25 protein-coding genes and 1 tRNA gene are annotated in these 24268 nt (G+C 52.2%); 1 reads left to right on the top strand and 25 read right to left on the bottom strand.

The window, feature by feature from the left end; all coding sequences use genetic code 11:
* Positions 1–462: 462 nt before the first annotated feature.
* The 12 genes from MYS68_RS08630 to aroC form a co-directional block, all read right to left on the bottom strand.
* Positions 463–1401: an Rpn family recombination-promoting nuclease/putative transposase gene (locus MYS68_RS08630; RefSeq protein WP_248925443.1), complete on the bottom strand. Its 939-nt coding sequence runs from the start codon at positions 1399–1401 to the stop codon at positions 463–465.
* Positions 1402–1611: 210 nt separating this feature from the next.
* Positions 1612–2700 carry a prephenate dehydrogenase gene (locus tag MYS68_RS08625; RefSeq protein ID WP_248925442.1) on the bottom strand — a complete coding sequence of 363 codons (1089 nt, stop codon included), beginning with the start codon at positions 2698–2700 and terminating at the stop codon, positions 1612–1614.
* Between the two features lie 26 nt (positions 2701–2726).
* On the bottom strand, positions 2727–3830 hold the full coding sequence (gene hisC, locus MYS68_RS08620; protein ID WP_248925441.1) for a histidinol-phosphate transaminase: 1104 nt from the start codon (positions 3828–3830) through the stop codon (positions 2727–2729).
* A 113-nt stretch (positions 3831–3943) separates the two neighbouring features.
* Positions 3944–4771 carry a tryptophan synthase subunit alpha gene (gene trpA, locus MYS68_RS08615; RefSeq protein WP_248925440.1) on the bottom strand — a complete coding sequence of 276 codons (828 nt, stop codon included), beginning with the start codon at positions 4769–4771 and terminating at the stop codon, positions 3944–3946.
* Positions 4758–6008 carry a tryptophan synthase subunit beta gene (gene trpB / locus MYS68_RS08610; protein WP_248925439.1) on the bottom strand — a complete coding sequence of 417 codons (1251 nt, stop codon included), beginning with the start codon at positions 6006–6008 and terminating at the stop codon, positions 4758–4760. Before trpB ends, trpA begins: the two co-directional genes overlap by 14 nt.
* Positions 6001–6657 (bottom strand): phosphoribosylanthranilate isomerase, encoded by a 657-nt coding sequence (locus MYS68_RS08605; RefSeq protein ID WP_248925438.1) that lies wholly within the window; start codon positions 6655–6657, stop codon positions 6001–6003. The genes trpB and MYS68_RS08605 overlap by 8 nt, the downstream gene beginning before the upstream one ends.
* A gap of 9 nt (positions 6658–6666) precedes the next feature.
* The gene (gene trpC, locus MYS68_RS08600) at positions 6667–7470 is read right to left on the bottom strand and encodes an indole-3-glycerol phosphate synthase TrpC (protein ID WP_248925437.1); all 804 of its coding nucleotides are present in this window, start codon (positions 7468–7470) and stop codon (positions 6667–6669) included.
* Positions 7460–8500, bottom strand: a complete 1041-nt coding sequence (gene trpD, locus MYS68_RS08595; RefSeq protein WP_248925436.1) for an anthranilate phosphoribosyltransferase — start codon at positions 8498–8500, stop codon at positions 7460–7462. Before trpD ends, trpC begins: the two co-directional genes overlap by 11 nt.
* A 21-nt stretch (positions 8501–8521) precedes the next feature.
* Positions 8522–10063: an anthranilate synthase component I gene (gene trpE / locus MYS68_RS08590; protein ID WP_248925435.1), complete on the bottom strand. Its 1542-nt coding sequence runs from the start codon at positions 10061–10063 to the stop codon at positions 8522–8524.
* Between the two features lie 313 nt (positions 10064–10376).
* Entirely contained in the window at positions 10377–10748 is a 372-nt protein-coding gene (gene aroH / locus MYS68_RS08585) for a chorismate mutase (RefSeq protein ID WP_248925434.1), read from the bottom strand.
* A 3-nt stretch (positions 10749–10751) separates the two neighbouring features.
* Positions 10752–11846 (bottom strand): 3-dehydroquinate synthase, encoded by a 1095-nt coding sequence (aroB, locus tag MYS68_RS08580; protein WP_248930852.1) that lies wholly within the window; start codon positions 11844–11846, stop codon positions 10752–10754.
* Positions 11847–11856: 10 nt separating this feature from the next.
* Positions 11857–13020 (bottom strand): chorismate synthase, encoded by a 1164-nt coding sequence (gene aroC, locus MYS68_RS08575; protein WP_248925433.1) that lies wholly within the window; start codon positions 13018–13020, stop codon positions 11857–11859.
* A gap of 404 nt (positions 13021–13424) precedes the next feature.
* On the opposite strand from aroC, the gene MYS68_RS08570 reads away from it, so the two are divergent.
* Positions 13425–14351: an IS110 family RNA-guided transposase gene (locus MYS68_RS08570; protein WP_248925012.1), complete on the top strand. Its 927-nt coding sequence runs from the start codon at positions 13425–13427 to the stop codon at positions 14349–14351.
* An 876-nt stretch (positions 14352–15227) separates the two neighbouring features.
* Here the strand turns inward: MYS68_RS08570 and MYS68_RS08565 are convergent.
* The 13 genes from MYS68_RS08565 to MYS68_RS08505 form a co-directional block, all read right to left on the bottom strand.
* Positions 15228–15392 carry a hypothetical protein gene (locus tag MYS68_RS08565; RefSeq protein ID WP_248925432.1) on the bottom strand — a complete coding sequence of 55 codons (165 nt, stop codon included), beginning with the start codon at positions 15390–15392 and terminating at the stop codon, positions 15228–15230.
* 87 nt (positions 15393–15479) lie between these two features.
* Positions 15480–16259: a CheR family methyltransferase gene (locus tag MYS68_RS08560; protein ID WP_248925431.1), complete on the bottom strand. Its 780-nt coding sequence runs from the start codon at positions 16257–16259 to the stop codon at positions 15480–15482.
* Between the two features lie 112 nt (positions 16260–16371).
* The gene (gene ndk, locus MYS68_RS08555) at positions 16372–16815 is read right to left on the bottom strand and encodes a nucleoside-diphosphate kinase (RefSeq protein ID WP_248925430.1); all 444 of its coding nucleotides are present in this window, start codon (positions 16813–16815) and stop codon (positions 16372–16374) included.
* A gap of 178 nt (positions 16816–16993) precedes the next feature.
* Entirely contained in the window at positions 16994–17968 is a 975-nt protein-coding gene (hepT, locus tag MYS68_RS08550; protein WP_248925429.1) for a heptaprenyl diphosphate synthase component II, read from the bottom strand.
* Positions 17965–18828 (bottom strand): menaquinone biosynthesis protein, encoded by an 864-nt coding sequence (locus MYS68_RS08545; protein ID WP_248925428.1) that lies wholly within the window; start codon positions 18826–18828, stop codon positions 17965–17967. The genes hepT and MYS68_RS08545 overlap by 4 nt, the downstream gene beginning before the upstream one ends.
* A complete protein-coding gene (locus MYS68_RS08540) occupies positions 18788–19420 on the bottom strand; it encodes a UbiX family flavin prenyltransferase (RefSeq protein ID WP_248925427.1) in 633 nt (210 codons plus the stop codon). The genes MYS68_RS08545 and MYS68_RS08540 overlap by 41 nt, the downstream gene beginning before the upstream one ends.
* Positions 19420–20292 carry a UbiA-like polyprenyltransferase gene (locus MYS68_RS08535; RefSeq protein ID WP_420852102.1) on the bottom strand — a complete coding sequence of 291 codons (873 nt, stop codon included), beginning with the start codon at positions 20290–20292 and terminating at the stop codon, positions 19420–19422. The genes MYS68_RS08540 and MYS68_RS08535 overlap by 1 nt, the downstream gene beginning before the upstream one ends.
* A 121-nt stretch (positions 20293–20413) precedes the next feature.
* Complete coding sequence (locus MYS68_RS08530; RefSeq protein WP_248925426.1) at positions 20414–21127, bottom strand: demethylmenaquinone methyltransferase; 714 nt, start codon at positions 21125–21127, stop codon at positions 20414–20416.
* A 14-nt stretch (positions 21128–21141) separates the two neighbouring features.
* A complete protein-coding gene (locus tag MYS68_RS08525; protein WP_248925425.1) occupies positions 21142–22005 on the bottom strand; it encodes a heptaprenyl diphosphate synthase component 1 in 864 nt (287 codons plus the stop codon).
* Positions 22006–22078: 73 nt separating this feature from the next.
* Positions 22079–22627 carry a hypothetical protein gene (locus MYS68_RS08520; protein ID WP_248925424.1) on the bottom strand — a complete coding sequence of 183 codons (549 nt, stop codon included), beginning with the start codon at positions 22625–22627 and terminating at the stop codon, positions 22079–22081.
* A gap of 96 nt (positions 22628–22723) precedes the next feature.
* Entirely contained in the window at positions 22724–22945 is a 222-nt protein-coding gene (gene mtrB, locus MYS68_RS08515) for a trp RNA-binding attenuation protein MtrB (protein WP_248925423.1), read from the bottom strand.
* Between the two features lie 115 nt (positions 22946–23060).
* Positions 23061–23984 (bottom strand): phosphatase PAP2 family protein, encoded by a 924-nt coding sequence (locus MYS68_RS08510; RefSeq protein ID WP_248925422.1) that lies wholly within the window; start codon positions 23982–23984, stop codon positions 23061–23063.
* 169 nt (positions 23985–24153) lie between these two features.
* Positions 24154–24230 (bottom strand) — tRNA-Pro (locus tag MYS68_RS08505).
* Positions 24231–24268 lie beyond the last annotated feature (38 nt).

The raw sequence follows: 24268 nt of genomic DNA, 5'->3' as shown, positions 1-24268 counted from the left end.
TGCAGCGAAACTAGTAAAACAATAACCATTCTCGTAAAAAAAACGGAACTCATTAAAAGATTCCCCTTGCTTTTTCCATATTTTCCGTGAATAATAAAAGAGCAAGACCTGTAAAAATTTGTCGGAAAGTGAGTGATTCTTATGCAAACCGCTATTTTTTCTTCAGGACTCCAACATGTTGTTTACGAGTTGAAACAGATGGATTCTCAGCAAATCATTCAGCGGCTCAAGGATCGCAAGTGGCTTTCTTCTTTCTCGTTATCCGCTGCTGAGGAACACGCTCTAACGAAGCTCTTTGCGGAAAAGGCAGACGATCGTACCAGAAAATCGGCCCCCGCGGATACTTGGTATTAATCTCCTTCATTATTTTACCAAATGAAAAAGAGATTGTATATTTAGAGTTTTGTTTCTAAATATGCAATCTCTTTTATTTGTTTAAAACAAATATTGTTGGCACTTGAATTATTGTTGGATTAGCTTGCGAATCTCTTCTACAGATATATCAATCGTCTCCGCCACTTTTTCAGGGGAAAATCCTTTGTCGAGCAATTTCCTAATGATCTCTTCTCTTCCTTTTTCAATTCCTTTTTCAATTCCTTTTTCAATTCCCTCTTCAATACCTTCTTCGTATCCCCATCGTTTCCACGCAGGCATAAGTTCCATGATCAGCTTCCCCTCCTCCGGAAATTGTCGCTGAAGCTCCCGAAGTATCGCTTCTTCTTCTTCTTTATCAGGTTTAAAATACAAGTCTGCCACGGACATAATCAACGCCAGCCGAGCGTCGTCCAACTTCTTGCGGAGCCGTAAAATCATCCGCAAATAGGCCAGTCTAACGTCCCGTCTCTCCCTTTTATTATACCCCATTTTTGCAAGCAGCGCAGCGGCCACCGGATTATCCGATTCGATGAATGTTCTCCAGTTCTTGCTTCGCAGCTCGACCTTCAAAAATTGAAATCGCAAAATATCGTGCTCCGGAATCGCCATTGACACAGTATCCGGTTCATCCTTGGCTTCGTCGGCCGTAAAAATCGCAATTGGAATTATCAGCTTATGTTCTTTCCGATGCCTTTCGAACAGGCGACTGAAATAAATAAACATCCTTTCGTGGAAATCCGTGTCTTTGTAGGACTGAGGCTCGAAATGAACGAGTACATACGCATCAAGAGCTTTGTAACGGGTTTCCAACAGCAAGTCCAGGCTGCGTGATTCCTCACCGACTATATCGACGAGCAGTTCCTGCATAAGAAATCGTGTCTGGGTATGATCAAGCAATGGGTCCAATCCGGGAAAAAACAATTCGATAAATTCCTTGAAAAACGTCTGCAGCAGCTTCTTAAACGCTTCGTCGTGATTGACGATCGCTTTTTTGTTCGATGTGAGCTGATCATCCTGCTCATTCATTTCGGCTTCCCCCTTCCTGAACATATCATAACCTTTTCCAGGCTGCATTTACAAAAAAAAATAGCCACCTTAGAAAGGTGGCCCACACTCATGAAGGAGTGTGTAGAATTCGGATAGGAGTGGAGAGAAACCATACTGTACTTTTATTATATGAATCCGTTTTCATTTTGTCAACATTTTTTTGTAAACGTTTTATTAATTTTTAAAAAATTAAATGTGCACCGAATACTGCGATTTCAGAAGCTCGAATGCCTTGTCCATTTGAATCTCGTCGCGGAAAGACAACCGAAGTACTCCCGGCACGTCCTCACGGCTTTCGATAATCTGGATGTTGCTGATGTTGATCCGGTGATCTCCGAGCTGCGTTGCGATCCGCCCGACGATGCCCGGCTCATCGGGAACGTCCACGTAAATTTCGTAAACCGACGTGATCATGCCTTTGCGGCGTTCGGGCAGTTCGCTGCGGAACCGGTTCGCCTTGCGGAACTCTTCCTCGATCCCCGCACCGTCCATATTGTCCAGAAGCCGGATAAACCGTTCGATTTCCCCGTTCCAATCGTTCAGCAGTCGCAGCATAATATCGCGGTTGTTAATCAAAATGTCGCGCCAAATAATCGGATCGCTGGACGCAATCCGCGTAATATCGCGAAACCCGCCTGCGGCCAGATCGCGGTAGAGCGGATTTTGCTCATTATACTTCGCGATCTGATTGACGAGGGCAACCGCAATGATATGCGGCAAATGGCTGATCGCGCCGACGATGTCGTCATGAAGTTTGGCGTCGACTTTGACGATGTGCGCACGCGTATGCTGCAGCAGGTCGACCAGCCGGTCATAGGCGTCTTGCGGAGTATCTGTGGACGGGGTCAGCACGTAAAACGCGTTTTCGAACAAACGCGAAGTGGCCGCCTCAACGCCGGATTTCTCTTTGCCGGCCATCGGGTGTCCACCGATAAAATGGACGCCGCTACCGAGCTCAAGCTTTTCCGCGCAAGCAGCGATCGACGCTTTCGTGCTGCCGACGTCGGTGACGATGCAGCCCGGCTTGAGGGGAAGCTTCTTCAGCTTGCACATGTATTCTTCCAGATTACCGACAGGAACGCCGAGAAAAATAAAATCGGCGTCCCGCACGGCTTCTTCCATCGACGTCGTCGCATAGTCGACGACGCCGCGTTTCATATATTTTTCCACCGATTGCGGATTGTTCGAATGACCGACGACATGCAGACCGGGCTTGCCTTTAAAGCAAAGGGCCAGTGAGCCGCCGATCAGTCCGACTCCGAAAATAGTTATTTTCATGGAATAATCAACCTTTTTTTGCAGCATTACACCTGGACGGGAACTTCTTTCAGTACGCTTTCCAGTGCGGCAATGAATTTTTCGTTTTGTTCCTGGCTTCCGACCGTGACGCGGATTTTCGTCGGGAATCCGAGTTGGTGCCCGCCGCGAACGATGATGCCCTTGCGCAGCAGCGCTTCGAATACTTGACCCGCCGGACGTTTTACATCGACCATGATAAAGTTGCCGTGAGCTTCAAAATAAGACAGACCCAATTTATCGAATTCCGCTTGCATGTAGCGGATGCCGGCTGCGTTCTGCTCGCGGCACGAATCGATAAAAGCCTGGTCGCGGATCGCCGCCAATGCCGCCTTTTGCGCGAAGCTGGTCGTGTTGAACGGCTCTCGCACCTGATTGACGGAACGGATCACGTCCGGATGGCCGATGCCGTATCCGATACGAAGCGCGGCCAGACCGTAAATTTTCGAAAAAGTACGTAGAAGAATAATATTTTTGTATTGTCTTAAAAGTGCGAGTCCGTCCGGATATTGTCCGGTCGTGTTATATTCCGCGTAAGCTTCGTCCAATATGACAAGCACACTGCTTGGTACGGCGGCCATAAATTTGGCGATTTCCTCATGCGTGTGCATCGTGCCCGTCGGGTTATTCGGGTTGCAGATCCAGACAATTTTCGTTTTGTCCGTCACTTTGGCCAGCATGGCGTCCAGGTTCTGATTGCCGTTTTCATCCAGCGGCACTTCGACGATCTTCGCCCCTTCGATTTCGGCGTTGTGTTTGTACTGAGGGAAGGTGTGCGTAGCCATGATTGTCTCGTCACCGGGAACGAAAAATGCGCGTGCGATCAGCAAAATAACTTCGTCCGAGCCTGCGCCGAAAATGATCTGGTTCGTATCGACGTTCCAAAACTTTGCTACTTCCTCCGTCAATTCAACGGCGGCGCCGTCCGGATAAATGCTCGTCTGGTCAGCCATCGCGACGATCGCTTCTTTCGCCTTCGGGGAGCATCCGAACGGATTTTCGTTGGATGCGAGCTTGATCACTTCCGTCAGTCCAAGCTCCCGTTTTACGGCATCGATCGGTTTGCCCGGCTGATATACCGGCAAATGCATAATATGTTGTTTCGGTTGCATGCGGGTCACCTCTGGTTTTTTGCGATGCTTCTTTTGATAAAAGCCGAAAAAAAGCCGGTTGTTGAAAATGTCCGCAACCGTCTTTTTTCACAACATTATCTTAAAGCCTCACGTTATTTTCCTATTAATTCTCTCACAAAATTCGAAATTTGCAATAGCCCTTGCCGATATGTCGCTTCCGATTCAAGAAGCGGAAGCGCCTCTTCGATTTGCCGGACGAGCGCACTGCCGACAACGATACCGTCGCACGTTTTGGAAAAACGCGCGAACTGCTCGTTCGTCGAAACGCCGAAGCCAACCGCCACAGGCAAATCGGTCGATTTGCGCACCGTGGTGATAAATTCGTCGATGCCGCTGTGGAACGACGTTCTGGCCCCGGTAACGCCGAGCGAGGACACGCAGTAAACGAATCCCGAAGCGCGGGAGACGATTTTATGGATTCTTGCGTTGGAGGTCGGGGCAACCAGCGGAATGATATGAATGCCGAAACGCTCGGCAACCGTGCGGACCTCCTCATCTTCCTCCATCGGCAGATCGGGAACGATAATCCCGCTGATGTCGCTGTCGGCCAGCGTTTGGAACAATTTCTCCAATCCGAACTGCAGTACGGGATTGTAGTAAGTGAACAAAATAAACGGCAGCTGGCAGCCTTCGCTCCGCGCCAATTTAGCCGCCTCGATGCAGTCGCGCACGCTGATTTGGTGCTTGCCGAGCGCGCGCATCGACGATCTTTGAATGACCGGGCCATCCGCAAGCGGATCGGAATACGGCACTCCGAGCTCGACGATCGCCGCTCCGGCCTGCTCCAACGTTTTAATAATGTCGACGGATGTGCGAAGATCCGGATCGCCTATCGTAATAAAAGGAATGAAGGCCGGCTCGCCGAGCGCCTTCAGCTCGGCAAATTTTCGGTCAATCCGGTTTTGATTAGTGAGCGTCATGTCCTGTCACCCCCTTAAAGTTTTGCGTAGCAAAACTAGCTTCGGAAGGATTCACGTACTTCATGATCGCTTCCACGTCTTTGTCGCCGCGACCGGACAAGCTGACGATGATGATCTGGTCTTTCCCCATCGAAGGCGCCAGTTTGGCGGTTTGTGCGATCGCATGCGCGCTCTCTAGCGCCGGGATGATGCCCTCGGTGCGGCTGAGCAGCTGCAGTGCGTCAAGCGCTTCTTTATCCGTGATCGGATGGTACTCCGCCCTGCCCGTATCTTTCAAATAGGCGTGCTCCGGTCCGATGCCCGGATAATCGAGTCCTGCCGAGATCGAATGAGCCTCCTGTACCTGGCCGTATTCGTCCTGCAGCAAATAGCTCATCGAGCCTTGGAATACGCCGGGGCTTCCCAAGGTCATCGTTGCCGCATGCTCCTTCGTATCGATCCCTTTGCCGGCCGCTTCCGCACCGATCAACCGAACGCCGGCATCGCCGACAAACGGATAAAAGATACCCATCGCATTGCTGCCGCCGCCGACCGCCGCCACGACCGCATCCGGCAAACGGCCCTCCTGCTCGAGAATTTGCTTGCGCGCTTCGTCCCCGATGATTCGCTGGAAATCGCGCACCATTTGCGGATACGGATGAGGGCCTGTCGCCGATCCGAGAATGTAATACGTATCGTCAACGTGGCTGACCCAGTAACGCAGCGTTTCGTTGCAGGCATCCTTTAACGTTCGGGTGCCCGATGTAACCGGAACGACTTCCGTGCCGAGCAGGTTCATGCGGAACACGTTGAGCTGCTGGCGCTTCATGTCCTCTTCGCCCATGAACACCTTGCACTCGAACCCGAGCAGCGCGGCTACGGTTGCGGTAGCTACTCCGTGCTGGCCAGCGCCGGTTTCCGCGATGATTTTCTTTTTGCCCATCCGTTTGGCGAGTACTCCCTGTGCGATCGCATTGTTGATTTTATGCGCGCCCGTATGGTTCAAATCTTCCCGCTTCAGGTATATTTTCGCGCCGCCCAAATGTTCACTGAGCCGCTGCGCGTAATAGAGCGAGGTCGGTCTGCCCGAATAGCGGTGAAGCAAGTAGTTGACCTCTTGAATAAAGCTTTCTTCCTTGGTATATGTGTTAAAAGCTTCCTCCAGCTCGATGAGCGCGTTCATTAACGTTTCCGGCACATAACGGCCGCCGAACTTTCCGAAGCGGCCGTATTCGTCCGGCACATTCGCATTAAACACAAGCTTTCACCCTTTCGACAAACGTTGTAATTTTCGAAACGTCCTTCACTCCGTCCGTTTCCACGCCACTGGAAATATCGACGCCGTCCGGACGGTAACGGCTCAGCAGCTCCGCGACATTGTCCGCATGAAGGCCGCCTGCAACGATGAGCGGAATTCCCGCCTCTCTCGTCACCGGCAAGTAATCCGGAATACGTTCCCAATCGAACGTTTTGCCGGTGCCTCCCCCTGCCGTATCCAGCAGGATGCCGTCGATTGAGCCCAAGTAGATTTCCAGCTGCTCGCGCGGCGACGACCCTGTCTCTTCGGTTACGGAGAACACCTTGTACACCTTGACTCCTAACGTTTCCTTCACTTTCCGGCAAAACTCCGGCGTTTCCTCCCCGTGCAGCTGAACGACATCGAGCGGAGCTTCAGCCAGCGTCATCTCCAACTGCTCGAACGACGGATTCACGAATACGCCGAACATAAGCGGAGTCCCGTCCGGACGTTCACCTCGGTAAGTACGGATCATCTCTCCGACTTGCTCGGGTGTGACCTGCCGGCGGCTTTTGGCAAAAATAAACCCGATATGATCTATCGGCAATTGAGCGATACTCCGAATCGTTTGCGGCATCATCAAACCGCATATTTTAACAGTAGCAGCCATAACGTAGGGTTACTCCTTCACGCCTGCCGCGACAGGACCGAGCAGATCGCGCACCGCTTGGCCGACAACCGGCTGCCTCATGAAAAGCTCGCCGACAAGAACCGCCCGGGCACCTGCGGAATACAAATAATCGATTTCCTTCGAGTTCGAAATACCGCTTTCGCTGACTATCGTTTTGCAGGCGGGAATCAGTCCGATCAGTTGTTCGGTGGTGCGAATGTCGGTAACAAACGTCTTCAGGTTGCGGTTGTTGATCCCGATCAGCGTCGCATCGAGCGTCAGTACACGTTCCAGCTCCTCCCGGTCGTGCACCTCAACGAGCGTGTCCATGCCGAGGTCGCGGGACAAAGCCAGAAACTCCCTCATCTGCTCCGTCGTCAAAATAGCCGCAATCAGCAAGATCGCATCCGCCCCGATCATCCGGGCTTCATAGATCTGATGCGCATCGATCGTAAAATCTTTGCGCAAAATCGGCACGTTCACCGCTTCCCGAATGCGTGTCAAGTAATCGTTAGCCCCTTGAAAATACTGAACATCCGTCAGCACGGAAATGCAGTCCGCCCCGGCTTCCTCGTAAGCGCGGGCGAGCCCCACCGGCTCGAAATCCTCGCGAATAAGCCCCTTGGAAGGGGACGCCTTCTTGACTTCCGCGATCAGCCCCATGCTCCTCTTCCGGCGTGTGGTGAGGGCCCGCTCGAAACCGAGACATGCAGGCATTCCCGCAATCCTTTTCTCCATATCCGCTATGGTCAGCGTTTCTTTCAGGCGGGCGACCTCATCTTGCTTTGTGGCGACAATTTTATCAAGAAACATGGCTGATTTCTCCCGTAAAATGAACTAATTGCTGCAGCTTCTCGGCGGCTTTGCCGGAATCGATCACGTTCGCGGCCAACTTGACACCTTCCTGTAGTGTAGCACAGAGGCCCGTCACATAAAAGCAGGCGCCGGCGTTCGCAAGCACAATGTCGCGGGGAGCGCCGAGGCTGCCGGCGAATACGCTGCGAATCATTTCGGCATTATGCTTCGCATCGCCGCCTTTCACTTCACTTAGCGAGGAGGCGCGAAGCCCAAGGAAATCCGGCGTGATTTCATACGTGCGCAGATCGCCGTCCTTCAGCTCGGTCACCTTGGTTGCGTCGCAAATGCTGATCTCGTCCAGCCCGTCGAAGCTCGCTACGACAAGCCCGCGCTTTATTCCCAGATCGCGAAGCACCTCGGCGATCAGCTCCGTCTTGTCTTTGTCGAAGATGCCAAGCACCTGACGGTCGGCGCCCGCCGGGTTGGTCAACGGTCCGAGCAGGTTGAAGATGGTGCGGATGCCGACCTCCTTGCGCGGTGCGGCCGCATGTTTCATCGACTGATGATACAGCTGTGCGAACATAAAGCAGATGCCGACTTCGTCCAAGCAGCGGGCTGCCTGCTCGCCGGTCAGTGAGATGCTCACGCCAAGCGCCTCCAGCACGTCGGCGCTGCCGCTCTTGCTCGACATCGCGCGGTTTCCGTGCTTCGCCACGCGGATGCCTCCGGCCGCCGCAACGATCGCGGAACATGTGGAAATGTTGAACGTATCCGCTCCATCTCCGCCCGTGCCGCAAGTGTCCAGAAGGTTCATCTGCTCGGTGCTGACGCGGTTCGCTTTCGCCCGCATCGTTTCCGCGAAGCCGGTAATTTCCGCAGCCGTCTCGCCTTTCATCCGCAGAGCGGTCACCAGGCTGCCGATTTGTGCCGGCGTCGCCGCACCGTCCATGATTTCCCCCATCACGTCGCGCGCTTCGTTCCGCTCCAGATTTTGCAGCGCGACCACCTTTTGAATCGCCTGTTGAATCGTCATTTTTCGCTCCATATCCGTTCCCCTCCCAAGCGTTTAACTATAATAATCATGGTTAATGACCGAATATTCCCTGGCTTTGGGCTGGAAAATCGCTTCCGCCATGCGGATCGATTTCAGCATGCCTTTCGCTTTGTTGACCGTTTCGGTATATTCGCTCTCCGGTACGGAGTCCCACACGATGCCGGCCCCTGCCTGCACGTACGCTTTACCGTTTTTGAACACGATCGTGCGGATCGTGATACACGTGTCGAGGTTGCCGGAAAAGCCGAGATATCCGATCGCTCCGGCATAAGGTCCGCGCGTTTCGTTTTCCAGCTCGGCGATGATCTCCATCGCCCGCAGCTTCGGTGCGCCGGAGACGGTACCCGCCGGCATACAGGATATAAATGCGTCGAAGAAATCTTTATCCTTCGCGATTTTGCCGGATACGTTGGAGACGATATGCATCACGTGGGAGTATCGCTCAATTTGCATAAACGTATCGCATTTGACCGTGCCGAATTCGGCGACGCGGCCGATATCGTTGCGCCCGAGATCGACGAGCATCAAATGTTCGGCCCGCTCCTTCTCGTCCGCAAGCAATTCCTTTTCGAGCGCCAGATCCTCCTCCGTCGTTTTGCCGCGCGGGCGGGTTCCGGCGATCGGCCGCGTTTCCACCCGTTCGTCTTCGACGCGCACGAGCAGCTCCGGCGAAGTGCCGACGATCACGTCGTCGCCCATTTTAAGGTAGTACATGTACGGTGACGGGTTCATCGTTCTCAGCACGCGGTAAACGTGAAGCGGCGATACGTCGGTCTCGATCTCGAACCGCTGGGACAGTACAACCTGGAAAATATCGCCTGCGCGAATGTATTCTTTCGCTTTTTCGACATTTGCGATAAACTGTTCCTTCGTCAGGTTCGACTTGATCTCGCCCAGCTCGACGTCGTCCGGAATCGGGTTTTGATGGTGCGCATAGGATGGCAGCGGGCGCTTCATCTTCTCGATCGTCTCGTCGATCTTATCGCATGTGCGGCGGTACTCCGCCGCAATCATCTCGTCCGTCGCAAACGGAGGCACATGCACGTTGGCGATGATTTTCAGCTGCTGCTTGAAATGGTCGAACACGATCACCTGATCGCAAAACATGAACTGCACGTCATTCATCTGCAAATCGTCCACGCGGTGCGCCGGCAGCTTTTCGTAATACTGGAGCAGGTCATACCCGAAAAATCCGACCGCTCCGCCCGTGAAACGGGGCAAATCCGGCAGGGACGGGCTCTTGAAGTTGCGGAGGTACCCCTTCAGCACCTCGATCGGCTTCTCCCGCAGCTCCTTCGTCTCTCCGCGGGCAAATACGTGGGTGACGCCGTTTTTCGCCTGAATGTGCATAAACGGGTCGGTTCCGATGAAGGAATATCTCGCCCATTTCACTCCGCCCTCGACACTCTCCAGCAAAAACGCATGCTCTTCTTCGTAAAAATGCTGAAACAGCCTGATCGGCGTCTCCGTGTCGGCCAGCAGGTGCCGGACGACCGGAATCAGATTGTATTCCTTGGATAAGCGAATGACTTCCTTCAGCTCAGGGGTATACATGGACGCTCCACTCCTTTGTGTGCAAATAGAAAAACCTCTACCGTCGCGGTAGAGGTTGAAAGTATCGATCAGCACGCAAATGCTTCCGTTCCGGTGGAACGCCGAACAAAGGCATATCGCCCCTTGTCAAGGCATACCATGACCGTAAAAACATCTGCCATTCGGCTCTGCATTTAGCTGAATTGTACTGAACTCGTCTCGACTACTCTCATCTGAACTCTACTCGACTCTGCTCTCATCAAATCCTACCACCTACTATACAACGCGAAAATCACGATGTCAATCCAAATCCTTGGGTTCGGCCGCTGTGCCCTTACTTCGCTTTGCTCAAATCCGGACGAAGCCTCATCGCGTCTTTCAAATACACGTGCACGATCTCGTTTTGGCTTTTTTCCGTGTTCACCATCACCATCAGACGAATGCATTTCGGCAAGCTTCCTTCAACCGGCACCTCCAGGGAACACATGAGCGGAACGAGCTCCCAGCCCGCCATCGACCGAATCGCTTTGGCAGGGAACGTTGCCGTAAGATCTTGAGTTACCGTTACGTACACGCACGCGATCTCCTCAGGTTTAATCGCATTTTCGGCAATAATATGATTTAACATTTCCGTAGTCGCCGTTAAAATTTCATTTTCCTCGTTGTGCTCTACCGTCGTAGCTCCGCGAATTCCCCGAACGTACATGGCTTAGTCCTCCCGTTTCAATTGTTCTACGATGTCCCTGACCCAGTCCGCCGAAACATCCTTGCGAATTTCCACCTTGCCGATAGCTTGGGGCACGATAAACACCATCTTGCCTTCCTTAAACTTCTTGTCGTGCATCATGGCGTTCATGATCTCGTCGGTGTTCAGATGCTCCGGAAGCTTGGTCGGCAGGCCGAACTTTTTCAGAATCCGCTTCGTAACGGTGTAAATCTCTTCCGGATAACCGAACCTTTGCGCCAGCTTGGCCGCTCCGACCATCCCGATGGAAATCGCTTCGCCATGGACAAGCTCTCCGTATCCGGCCACCGCTTCGAGCGCATGACCGATCGTGTGGCCGAGATTCAAAATGGCGCGCAGATCGTTTTCCTTCTCATCCTGCGAGACGACGGTCGCTTTCACTTTGCAGCCCTGATACAACCCGTACTGCAGCGCATCGGAATCGAGGGCAAGCAGTTTGTCCACGTTGTCTTCGCACCAGGCGGTAAAATCGGCGTCCCAGATCAAGCCGTGTTTGATCATCTCCGACAGGCCGTTTCGGACGTCGCGCGGAGGGAGTGTTCTGAGCGTCGCCGTGTCGTACAGCACCATCTCGGGCTGGTGAAACGCACCGATGATGTTTTTCGCTTTCGGGTGGTTGACCGCAACTTTGCCGCCGACGCTGCTGTCGTGCGCCAAAATCGTCGTCGGAATTTGCACGAAGCGGACGCCTCGCATATAACTCGCAGCAACGAAGCCGGCCAAATCGCCGACCACGCCGCCGCCGAGCGCCACAACCGCCGATTTGCGGTCAAGCCCCGCGTCCAAAGCGACACCGACGATATCCTCGAGCATCGAGAGCGATTTCGCCTTTTCTCCCGCCTTCACGACGTAACTGACCGCCTTGAAGCCCGCCTGCCGCAGCAGCTGTTCCACGCGCGGCAAATGATGTTCTGCAACGTGGCTGTCCGTAACGATCAAAAGCGGAGAAATTTTGCTCAGTCCGTGTTTTTCGAAAAAGGAGCCGATGTTGTCCAAGATGCCTTCGCCTATATAGATCGGATAGGATCGTTCGCCCAGGTCAACGGTTAACTCCATCATTTCGCTCATATTAATAGCTCCTCACTTGCTGCAGGTAGCTTTCATAGTTGCGGCGAATTTCCTCGACCGAATCTCCGCCGAATTTCTCCAAAAACGCGCGGGCCACTTCCCAAGCGACGATATTTTCCAAAATAACGCCTGCCGCCGGAACCGCACACGTATCGGAGCGCTCGACCTGCGCCGTAAACGCTTCTTTCGTGTCGATATCGACGCTTTGCAGCGCCTTGTACAGCGTAGAGATCGGCTTCATCACGCCGCGTACGACGATCGGCTCTCCGGTCGTCATGCCGCCTTCAAAGCCGCCAGCACGGTTGGAAGCGCGGTAAAAGCCCCGCTCCTCATCGTACATAATTTCGTCGTGCACCTTCGAACCGCGCAGTTTGGCCGCTTCGAAGCCGATGCCGAATTCGACGCCCTTGAACGCCTGAATGGACAGCACGGCTTGTGCGATGCGTCCGTCCAGCTTGCGGTCCCACTGCACGTGGCTGCCAAGGCCGACCGGCACGCCTTCGACGATACATTCGACGATGCCGCCGAGCGTATCTCCTTCTTCTTTCGCCGCGTCGATCGCAGCGATCATTTTCGCTTCCGCTTCCTTGTCCGTTACGCGAACCGGCGATTCCTCCGTGAGCGCGATCAGCTCATCGATCGGCAGCTCGGTGCGCTGCACCTCCACTTCGCCGATGCGGATCACCTGGCCGGCAACCTTGATGCCGAACTCCTTGAGCAGCTGGCGTGCGACGCCGCCGATAGCGACGCGCATCGTCGTTTCTCTGGCGCTGGAGCGCTCGAGGATGTTGCGCAGGTCTTTCTGGTTATATTTCAAGCCGCCGTTCAAATCGGCATGTCCGGGACGCGGACGGTTCACGCGGCGCTTTGTTTCGTCATTGCCTTCGATCGGCTCGATGTTCATCACCGATGTCCAGTGCTTCCAGTCGTTGTTCTCCACCACAAGCGCGATCGGAGCGCCTGTCGTTTTGCCGTGGCGAACGCCGCCGACGATTTGAGCGGTATCCTTCTCTATTTGCATACGCCGGCCGCGGCCGTACCCTTTTTGACGTCGTGCCAGCTGAAAATTTACCTCTTCAAAATCGATCGTCACGTTGCTCGGAAACCCTTCGATGATGCCTGTCAATTGCGGGCCATGCGTTTCTCCTGCGGTCAAATATCTCACTTTCGTTTCCCCTTTCATCCTATCCAGACAGCGCTGCTTAGGCGCACTTTAACGCTTTTATGCGCTAAGCACATGTGCTCATTATAGTATAGGTCGCCCGGTTTGACAAGAAATGTCACGCTAAAAAAGCACCCCCTAAATCGGATGCCCGCCCCCCTAAACAAGATGACAGAGCGTCACAATAAGATATGAAAATGTTCGAGCGGTTCACGGTTTAAACTCTGTTTAAACCGTGAATTCTTTTTACTACACAGTGCAGGTAAGTCGCCGGGATTTTGAGTGTACGACCTCGCCCCCTAAACTGACTTACCACACCCTGAGAACAAATCTTTGTCGCCACGAGCACACCCATCAAATTTCGGTCTGGGAGGGTGTTGGTAGCCTGTGTAGAAAGGATGATCTATTTGGATGCGATTCGTACTTGCTGCGCCGGCCTCGATGTTCATCAGGCCAACGTTGTTGTTTGCTTGTTAAAAGGCCCTCTTCATCAAAAGCCGACGAAAGTGATTCGGGAGTTTTCTACGGTACTCTCCGGCCTGCTCGAACTAGCCGACTGGCTCACTGAAGAAGGATGCACAGAGATCGCCATGGAAAGCACCGGCATCTTCTGGCAACCTGTTTACAATGTACTTGAAGCTTCTTGCACCATCACTCTGGCCAACGCTGCCCATATTAAAGCCATCAAAGGCCGTAAAACCGATATGAAAGATGCCCAATGGATCGCAGAACTTCATCGGTGCGATTTAATCCGCGGCAGCTTTGTGCCTCCTGTGGAAATCCGCGAATTGCGAGATTTGACGAGATACCGCAAAAAACTCGTTGGGCACGCTACCGCCGAAAGAAACCGCATCTTGAAGGTTCTCGAGATGGCTAACATTAAGCTCTCCACCTTTATGAGCGATGTTTTTGGCGTTTCCGGCCGTCTCATGCTTCAAGCTCTTGTGAATGGCGAAGTTATTGAACCCGCGCAAATCGCCGATCTTGCCAAAGCCTCTCTGCGCTCCAAGATTCCGCAACTCGTTTCTGCTCTCAATGGTCGCGTCACCAAACACCATCGTTCCATGATCGCTAGATCGCTCAAACATCTCGAATTTCTCGAACAATCCATCGCTGAGTTAGAGGCCGACATGGAAGTATACTTCGCACCGTATCAGCGGCAATTAGAGCTATTGGATAGTATTCCTGGTGTTGGCGAGCATACCGCCAAGATCATCTTGGCTGAACTGGGAACGGATATGTCTGTATTTCCCACGGAGATGCACCTATCTTCTTGGGCAGGGCTTAGTCCGGGCAATAATGAGAGTGCCGGTAAAAAAAAAGTACTACCATAACCAAAGGCGATAAAATTCTTAAGTCTGCTCTCACAGAAGCAGCCTGGGCCGCCAGCAACACGAAATCCTACTTAGGTGCAAAGTTCTGGTCCATTACAAGTCGGCGCGGGAAAAACAAGGCTGTCATTGCGATCGCCCATAAGATTCTAGTCATTGCGTACCACATCCTATTGAAGAACGAACCGTACAAAGAACTTGGTGCGGACTATTTAGAGAAACGACGAAGCATTTCCAAGGAAGAGCTAATGATTCGTAGGCTACAAAAATTAGGTTACTCGATACAAAAAGTAGACGAACTTCCCTCAACCAGTTAGGCTCTTTTAAAAAATATTCATTATGGGGACCGGGCATCCTATTGCCTTTTTTCGGCTTTTGACCTCATTTCAATCCATTTTCTCTTCGAAGTGACCTCGAGCTAAACGTTATTTTCCCATCAAATCCCCCCATCGGGGGGACCCCAGGCTTCCGTAGCCGGCTTTGCTCCGCAAAGCCCTTAAGGCGCTCGGGCGCCCTGGACCCGCCCGTTAGGAGTGACTGCTCGCTGCTAGTTCGCGTTTGTCGGGAATGGATTTATTGCTTGTAGGCAATAAATCCTATTCCCGACACGCTTCACTTAGGTGTGATGTCAATGTAGTACCAAATGTGCCTCGGGCCCGCGTTTTGTCTGCCATGGTTTTGCTTATGCAAAACCTATGACGGACACGCTTTACGGACCAGCCGGATCGGTTACGTGAAGAATACACCTCATCCGCCCGCACTCGTATTTTTTAAGCCGTTTTCAATTGATTTGCACAAAAACAGCGGCGGTCGTACGCGTACAAAAAAACGCGCCGCAGCGATCGGCTGCAGCGCGCTTTACGTTTGCTCGTGGTCCCGTTACCCATTGACCGGCTGCTTGCGCAGAGCTCTCGGCAGCTCCGCAAGATCCGGATCATCGACCATTCCCATAATTTGCATGGAGTCGATGCCCAAAATTTGCGCGCATTCCTGAATCGTGATGAAACCTCTGCGATAAGCGTTGATTACTTTCCGTTTATCCATCGTTTCCTCCAGCTCTTGCAGACATGGTGTTTCTATAAAGCTAGTATAGGAAATGATGGAAAAAAATATACATCCGCCCTTCCCCGGTCACTGCACTTTCCGGTAAAAGAACGTATCGGCCGGCTCCATGCCGTATTGGCCGGGCGAAAATATTTGTTCGGTGCTTCCAACGAATAAAATGCCGCCCGGCTTAAGCGCCTTGGCGAATTTGTGGTAAAGCAAATGCTTCGCTTCCTCGGTGAAATAGATCATCACGTTGCGGCATACGATCAGGTCGAAGCCCGTATCGAACGTATCGGTAAGCAGGTTTTGCTTTTGAAATTTAACCGCTTTCTTCAGCTCGTCGGATATGTAATATTGGACGCCGTCGGCCCTGTAGTACTTTTGCAAATATTTGGCCGGAACATCCTTGACGGAGCGATCCAAATAAAGCCCTCTGCGCGCTTTCTCCAGCGCCCCTTCGTCAATGTCCGACGCCAGCAGATAAGCTTCCGGCAGCGCCTTCAACTCGGCGAGGATCATCGCCAGCGTATACGGCTCTTCACCGGTGGAGCAGGCCGCGCTCCATATTTTCAAGCGCCGGGTCGTCTTGAGCATGTCCGGCAAAAATTTTTGCTCCAGCACTTCCCACCGGTTCGGATTGCGCCAAAACTCCGAGACGTTGATCGTCATACGATCGAGAAACTCGTAAAAGAGCGATTTATCCTTGGTCATCGCGTCAAAAAAAGACGCAAACGTATTGTAGCCTTTCTTCAGGCGAAGCGTCGTCAGACGGCGTTTCATTTGCGCTTCCTTATACTGGGCCAAGTCGATCGTCGTATAGTCCTTAACCTTTTTGACAAACAGCAAAAAATCCTGATCTTCCATGAAGTCACCCTTCCCAGCATTAGAATCCTTTTTCATAATTCCATGCGTTCGGGGAAATTCCTGCTTATTCTACAAAAAATGATACGGGAATTCCCGTATCATCGGCTGCTGGTTATATCCACATCTGGATCGTTTGATTGTAATCGACAAGCTCTTCAGGCTTAAAGAATATCCCGATTTCCCGCTCCGCGTTTTCCAGAGAATCCGAGCCGTGAATCAGGTTTCTTTGCGTATGTACCGCGTAATCTCCGCGAATCGTTCCGGGCAGCGCCTCAAGCGAATTCGTTTTGCCCATCATGGCGCGGGATAAGGCAATGATTTGATCCCCCTGCCAAACCATCGCAAACACCGGACCGGAAGTTATAAATTTCAAAAGTCCGTCGTAGAAATCCTTGCCTTTATGTTCGGCGTAATGAGTTTCCGCCAGCTCCTTAGTCACCATCATCAGCTTCGCGCCGATCAATTGAAATCCTTTCTGCTCGAACCGCTTTACGATTTCGCCGATCAAATTGCGCTGCACGCCGTCCGGCTTGACCATCAGAAACGTTCTTTCCATTCTGCATTCCCCCTAAGAGTTTTTGCGAAGCAAAAACTTGCTTCGTAAGCATCCGCTTTGAGTTTTTGCGAAGCAAAACTTGCTTCGAAAGCAGTCGCTTCCCAATAGTTTGTCATCTTTTACCATCCATTGTTGTCCAAATATAAAAATAACATACTATTAGAGCAAATGGAACGCATTAATAAGAACGGTTTCCAATAAAATGGGCGATGCCGATCAAATCTTTTTTGACGGATCCTTCAGGAAGCTCGTTGAGCGCCCGAATCGCCTTGTCTATGTATTTTTCTGCGAGCAGCTCCGCTCTGCGGATACCCGAGCTCTCCCGAACCATGCGGATAAACCGGCTTACATCGGTTTGCCCGTCGGCTTCCTGAATGACCGCGAGCTCTTTGAGCAGCGGATCCTTCAGATTTTCCTCCTGCAAGGCGAAAAGCACCGGGATCGTAATATTCCCCTGCTTGATGTCGCTGCCCGGCGGTTTGCCAAGCTCCGCTTCCGTGCCGCATAAATCGAGGATGTCGTCGCGAATTTGAAACGCCATGCCTACGTTAAAGCCGAACGAATACAGCCGGTTCGCCCAGCGTTCCGGCACCGAGGCCGCAATCGCTCCGAGCTGGCAGCTGATAGCAATCAGCAGAGCGGTTTTCCTCTTAATGCGCAGCAAATAATCGCGCACCGTTTGCTGCGTGTTATAGAAGAAGCGGATTTGCTCCATTTCCCCGATGCTCATTTGCACGATCGCTTTGGACATGATTTGGTGAATCTGCGGATTCGGCAGCTTCGTTACGACACCAAGCGCCTTGGCAAAAATATAATCGCCCGTATACATGGCGATTCTGTTGTCCCATTTCGACCTGACGGTCAGTTGGCCGCGGCGCGTATTCGCATCGTCGATGACATCATCGTGTACGAGCGACGCCATATGGATGAGCTCAAGCGGCACCGCGACGTGTTTGATCGTCTCCAGATCATAATTGCCGAACTTCGCGGAGAGCAGCACAAACACCGGGCGAATGCGTTTTCCGCCCGCTTTCAGCAAATGAAGCGAGGTTTCCCTGAGCACGGCATGGTCCGAATAGATGCTGCGTTCAAGCTCTTTTTCTATGTAGTTGATATCTTTCCTCAGCTTGGCGTAAAGATCAATAAGTTTCATTCCGTCACCTGTACCACAGAATCTTTGGTCCAAATTTGCAAAGGCGCCTGCTCGGGCAGCAGCCCCAGCTCCGATGCATGCCGATAGTAGGCGGCCAGCCCTTTCCATTGCGCCGGCCCGAAATCATAGCACAAATTGGAAAAATAGCTTTGCCAGTAAGCGGATGTGCCTCCGATGCGGGTTATCGCCTGCGCAATCATGCCCGCCGGATCCGCAAGCGATTTCCGCTTGCTTTCTACGAACGCCTCGTGAATTCGCCCGATCAGCTCCGACTGCTGCTGCAGCGTAGCCTTGCGGATCGCCCATACGGCGAACGTCATCCAATGTCCCGTATGCCGCTGCCATTCGGCTCCCAGGTCGGTGACCGCGTATCCGTGGTCGGCCCAGCTCGCCTTGATCGCATCGTCGCCGATCAGCAAGGCGGCGTCGTTACTTTCCATCATTTCCGACAATGAGGGCGCGGCATACGTATAAACCGGCTCATGCCCGTAAAATTTTTTCAGGATAATTTTGAGCAGATTGACCGAAGTGGCCGAAGTTGTAGGGAGCGCAATGCGAGCATGGCCAAGCCGCTCAAGCGGTTCCCGGTGAAACAGCAAAATCGATTTGACTTCGCGGAAGGCGCTGACCGACAAATCCGGATAAAGCACATAATCCTCATGATGCTCCCCGTAAGAAAACGACGAGATTGGTCCCATTGCAATTTCTCCCCGGGCCATCGCCTCGTTCAGCCCCGTCGGCACCTGATGTACGAGCTCGATCCCTCCTCCGAAGGAATCGAGCGGGAAGTAGTAAAAAACCGGCCACACATTCGTATAATCAATCTGTCCGATCCGAACGGTATTTCGCGTCTCGTCCATCGGCTTCTCCCCATCTTCTGTACAATTCGTGATCCAATCCCATGCAGTCTAACACTTTTCCTACCAAAAAATCAACCAGCTGATCGATCGTCTGCGGCCCATGGTAAAAAGCCGGCATCGCGGGAATCATCCGCACCCCCATGTTCGCAAGCTTCAGCATGTTTTCCAGATGGATCGCATGCAGCGGCGTTTCGCGCGGAACGATCAGCAGGGGCCGACCTTCCTTCAGCATAACGTCGGCCGTCCGCTCGAGCAAATTGTCGGACGCCCCGTGCGCAATCCCCGACAATGTGCCCATGGAGCATGGCATGATAACCATGCCTTTGGTGCGAAACGATCCGCTTGCCGTTGCGCCGCCGATGTCCTGAATTGCATGGTATTTGTACGTTCCCATGCGGCCGCCGAAATTCGCTTCGAGCGACTCCAGCCTGCGCGCGGCGTCCCAGCCAAGCTCTTCCTTAAGAACGCGCCATCCGGCGTCCGTTATGAGCAAATGAATATGTTCTCCCGCCGAAAGCAGGTGCTGGCACAGCCGTACGCCGTAAATGGCGCCGCTCGCCCCGGTTATCCCGATCACCCATGGCTTGTTCATCAGCGCTGCACCACCAGATCGATCAGCGTAAAGCAAAACATGACCATACTCAAGATGCCGTTCATCGTAAAAAAGGCAGTGTTCAGCTTGGACATATCTTGCGGAGAAACAAGCCGGTGTTCATACGCCAAAATGATATAAGCGATAATAAGACCGAACAAATACCACCAGCTTAACGTCGTCATAAAAAACAAAGCAATAAGTCCAATTGCCGTAGCGATGTGGAACAAACGCGCAAGCAGCAGGGAGTTTTTGAGGCCAAAGCGGCTCGGAATCGAATGAAGCCCTTCCTGCCTGTCAAAATCGATATCCTGGCATGCGTAAATCACGTCAAATCCGGCCGTCCAGAAGGCGACCGCAACGAACAGGACGATGGAGGCCCAGGAGATGTGCCCGGTAACGGCCACCCAGCCTCCCAGCGGTGCAAGTCCGAGCGTGATGCCGAGTACGACGTGACAGAGCCACGTAAACCGTTTCGTGTACGAATAAAATACGAGAAAAAAGACCGCTATCGGCAGCAGCTTCACCGCAAGCGAACTAAGATGCGCCGTCGCCCAAAAGAGCAGAACGAACGAGACGATGATAAACAAGATCACTTCCTTGGAGGATAGCAACCCCGCGGGAATCGCCCTTCCTGCGGTGCGCGGATTTTTCTTATCGATCACTTTATCGATGACGCGATTAAGCCCCATCGCCGCGCTTCGCGCTCCTACCATCGCGAGTGTGATCCAGCCGATTTGCGACCAGGCCGGAAGGGAGTGAAAAACGACCATCGAGCCGAGTATCGCTCCCATGAATGCAAAAGGAAGCGCGAATATCGAATGTTCGAATTTGATCATTTCCAAAAAGATTTTTGTTTTTCTAAGCAGCATGATTAAAAACACTCCTTGAAAGCTTTCCGGCAGGAAAGCCCGCTTTGTAAACCAGCTTATCCCATAAGAATCAGATCCACATAAATTCCTAGACGACAAAAACGGGCCATTTAGGCCACGTTTAGATGCGGGGTTTGATGCCGATATGAACGGCGGCTATGCCCCCCGTGAGCGGATACGCCTTCACTTCCGTGAGGCCGGTTTTGGTAAAAATATCGGCAAGCTGCTTATGGTCCGGAAAATGGACCAACGACTCGGGCAGCCAACGGTATTGCTCGTACCGCTTGGCGATCAGCTTGCCGAGCATCGGAAGCACCCGCTTAAAATAAAAATAATAAATCGATTTGAACGGCTGCCACGTCGGCTTCGACAGTTCAAGAGAGACGACCATGCCGCCCGGTTTCACGACTCTTTGCATCTCCTCGATCACTTTGACGAGATCGGGAACGTTGCGCAGTGCGAACCCGATGGTCGCGTAGTCGAACGTATTGTCTTCGAACGGTAGGCTCATCGCATTGCCGCGAACCAGCTCGATTTGCTTGTCCAGTCCGGCCATCTTCACCTTGGCCGCGCCGACATCGAGCATGTTTTGGCTGAAATCTAGCCCTACCATGTGCCCCGTTTCACTCGCCCTGGCCAGATCGATCGTCCAGTCACAAGTTCCGCAGCATAAATCGATGGCGGTCGTGCCTTTTTTCACATTCATCCGGTTCATTGTAAATTTCCGCCAAGCCTTATGCCGGCGAAAGCTTAAAATGTCGTTCATCATGTCATACTTCGGCGCGATGCTCTCGAACACCGAATGGACGAACTCTTCTTTGGATTTAGTCTGCATGCCTCATGATCTCCTCAAATTTCCTCAATCGCCCGCGGAGCGGCCAAATAATTGCGCAGCGGCTCGCTGATATGCTGCAGCTCGGCAGCCAGCTTATCCGTGCCGAATTCGGCGAGCGTCGACTGCAGCTGAGCGGTCTGCTGTTCGAGCATGTGGTACAGCTGGGCCGTAATTTTATACTTGTGCCACAGGTTTTTCAGCTTAAAAGCGTCGGGTTCTTCCGTTTGCAGCAGCTTCTTTTCTTCCTTCGTGCCGTTCTGCATCACGTGCCAATACCCCCAGCTTCCGACGAAATCGTGGGCGGCTTCGCTCCGGTTGATTTCGCCGATCAGCACTTCCAGCAGCGTAAACCGCCGCAGCGTCTCCGGCCAAACAATCGAGTAAACGTCCTCAAGCAATCCGGAAAATGACAAAAACAGCTGGATTTTAATATCGACCGATTGCTTGATATATTCCTCGGCCGTCAGCTTCCACTGTTTCATCGATAAATACAAATTCATTTTCAAACGGTTCGCTTCGCAAATGGCGTTCGACAACGTCCCGATCAAATCGATTTGTCCGGCCTGCGATAACAGGTGGTAGAAACGGCTGCTGAAATAATCGCCGGCCAGCACTTTAAGCTGCCGGGAACGGGCTGCGATCGTTTCTTTGTCGTTGCTGTGGTTGCTGACCATATCGTGCGTATCCATGCCCAGCTGAACGAGGGACGTGACGAGAGCAAAAAGCTCGCTGTTTCCCGATAAAGACGCATTTTTGTTAAGAAACGCGTATAACAGCCGGGTCCGAAATTCGGGAAAGCGAGGCAGCTCCGTATATTTCTGGATCATGTCATACTCGATGTACGGTTTTGCGATTTCTGGGATCCGATATGAACTCATTCATTTGCCTCCGAACGTACGAAAGCGATCAAGCTTTCCTTATCATCTGATTAATTATATCACAACGGTGCGGTTATCGCATATATCCATCCTGGCCTTCGAAGCGGTCTTTCCACTTGGAAGTATATGTAACACGGTAGTGCGACTCCACGAATTGCGCCAGCTCATAAGTGCTGGCGGGTGCCGTTTTGTCCCCCGGCATCCAATTGTCCCGGCGCGCATCCAACGCGGCCAGCAGCACTGCCCCGGACTTCCGAGAACTGTCCGCCCCCGTATCCATCACACGGACGAACACCTGATTGATGTTTGTCGTTTGCTCAAACATATATTGGGGGATTTCATAAAAATCCCGAAGCACATCGTCTTTCGCCGCAGCGGCGTTCGAGCTGAGATCGATCGACAGAATAGATCGGTTGAGATCGACCTTCCGCACCCGCAAATGCAGCTGCATCTTGCCGATCACATCGACGACGTTTTTGTCGTTCAGCGCCACCGCTTTCGGCAAAAACACCGAACTGAACAAACGGCCGCCGTCCTGTCCAAGATGGGGAAGCGCCGACAAGCCGAATGTAATCGCTATAGACAAAAGCAAAGTGATAACAATACGTTTGGTCCAGTTCATGGCAAACCTCCCAGGCATTGGGCTGCGAGCCCCATACTCGTACTATTATCATTGTACAACGAAAAAAAGCAGGCTATGCCTGCGCAAGCTGAAAATTTATTCCTCCGTATCGATGACGCCGTATTTCGTAAACACGATCGCTTTGCCACGGATTTTGACCGCAGACGTATGATCGGTAAATTGCGCGATCATGACTTCGCCTTTGTCCAGCTTTTCCGTATGATGAAATTTGGTATCGAGGCCGCGCGTAAGCCCGATTACCTGAACCCCGTTATCCTTCGCTTTGACGACGAAATATTCGCCTTGGCTCGTTTCCATAATTAAGCCCTCCTCAGGTCATTCACTTTCCTTATGATGCTAAAAAATAAGCCGCCTGTCAACTGCGCTATCGAAAACGTGCTCATACCAGGGCTTTGAAAAAAAAGGCCGCCTGTCAGGCAGCCACCGAATCCGATGCGTAACGATTTTTCTTTTGTCCATAAAAGCCTTTGAGCTTGGCAGGAATCAGCTTCGTGCTGACGTTGATGAGCAGATCGGCCAGCTTCACCGTGCCGTAGGCGAACAGCATGCCGGCAATGACGTCGAGCACCCAATGGATCTGCAGGTACATGGTGGAAAAAATGATCGACGCGCAGTAGGTGACCATTACGTATTTAAAGATGCGGTCTTTTTCTCTTAATGCGAGCAGCAGCATCGCGAACGAGATCGACGTATGCATGCTCGGGAAGCAGTTCATTACATTGACGAGCAGGTCGTTTTGCGTCTCGAAGTGGCGGCCCAGCAGATCGGGCTGCTTTTTCACCCACCATACTTCACGGAGCAAAATCAAGTTATAAAACGGCAAAATCAACGGAAACTGAAGCAGGTGCCCCGACAGCGCGTACGACATCATTTTCTTGATGCTGCGCGTCCAGTAGCTGCGAATAAGACAAACCCACAGCGAAAGCACAAAACCGTAGTTGTAAATCCACACCATCAGCTTATCGAGCCTCGGGTGGTTGAACGCGCGCGCCCAGGCGGCATCGTTGTACGGAATGCTGTTCATAAGGTCGTCCCATGTCCAAGGATGCCGGTTGTTTTCGAACATCCAGTTGGCGATTTTCCACCAGAGCCCGTTGCCGGAACCGTAAAAGTAATAAAACACGCCGAGGAGCGGAATACCGAAGATGAAAAAACGTCTCCAATCGACGTCTACCTGGTCTTTACGCACCCCCAGCAAGCATACTAAAAGAAGCACCCAACACGAAGATGACCAGCCGCCCACGACGCCAATCCGCCACGTTAAAAAAATGGATGCGATGATGCCGTACATCGTCCAGTCCTGAGACCGGATGATATCGTTAATTCTCTCTTTCAACAACGGGCCCCCCTTAAGTATCAAAAAACATAGGCTGCAACAAGTATAGCAAAAAAGAAATCATAATGCTTAATAAATTTTTTACATTAAGATAAAATTAAGAAAGGATTAGATCGAAGCGTCTCAAAGGCAAAAAGAAAAAGACATCGCATGTACGATGTCTTTCTCATGGTCGGAGTAGCGGGATTCGAACCCACGGCCTCACCCACCCCAAGGGTGCGCGCTACCAGACTGCGCCATACCCCGAATTACTCACGTAACGAATATTATATAACGCTTTTTGA

The organism is Paenibacillus hamazuiensis (genome assembly GCF_023276405.1).
Lineage (GTDB): Bacteria > Bacillota > Bacilli > Paenibacillales > NBRC-103111 > Paenibacillus_AF > Paenibacillus_AF hamazuiensis.
This window is presented reverse-complemented; position numbering and strand designations above follow the sequence as displayed.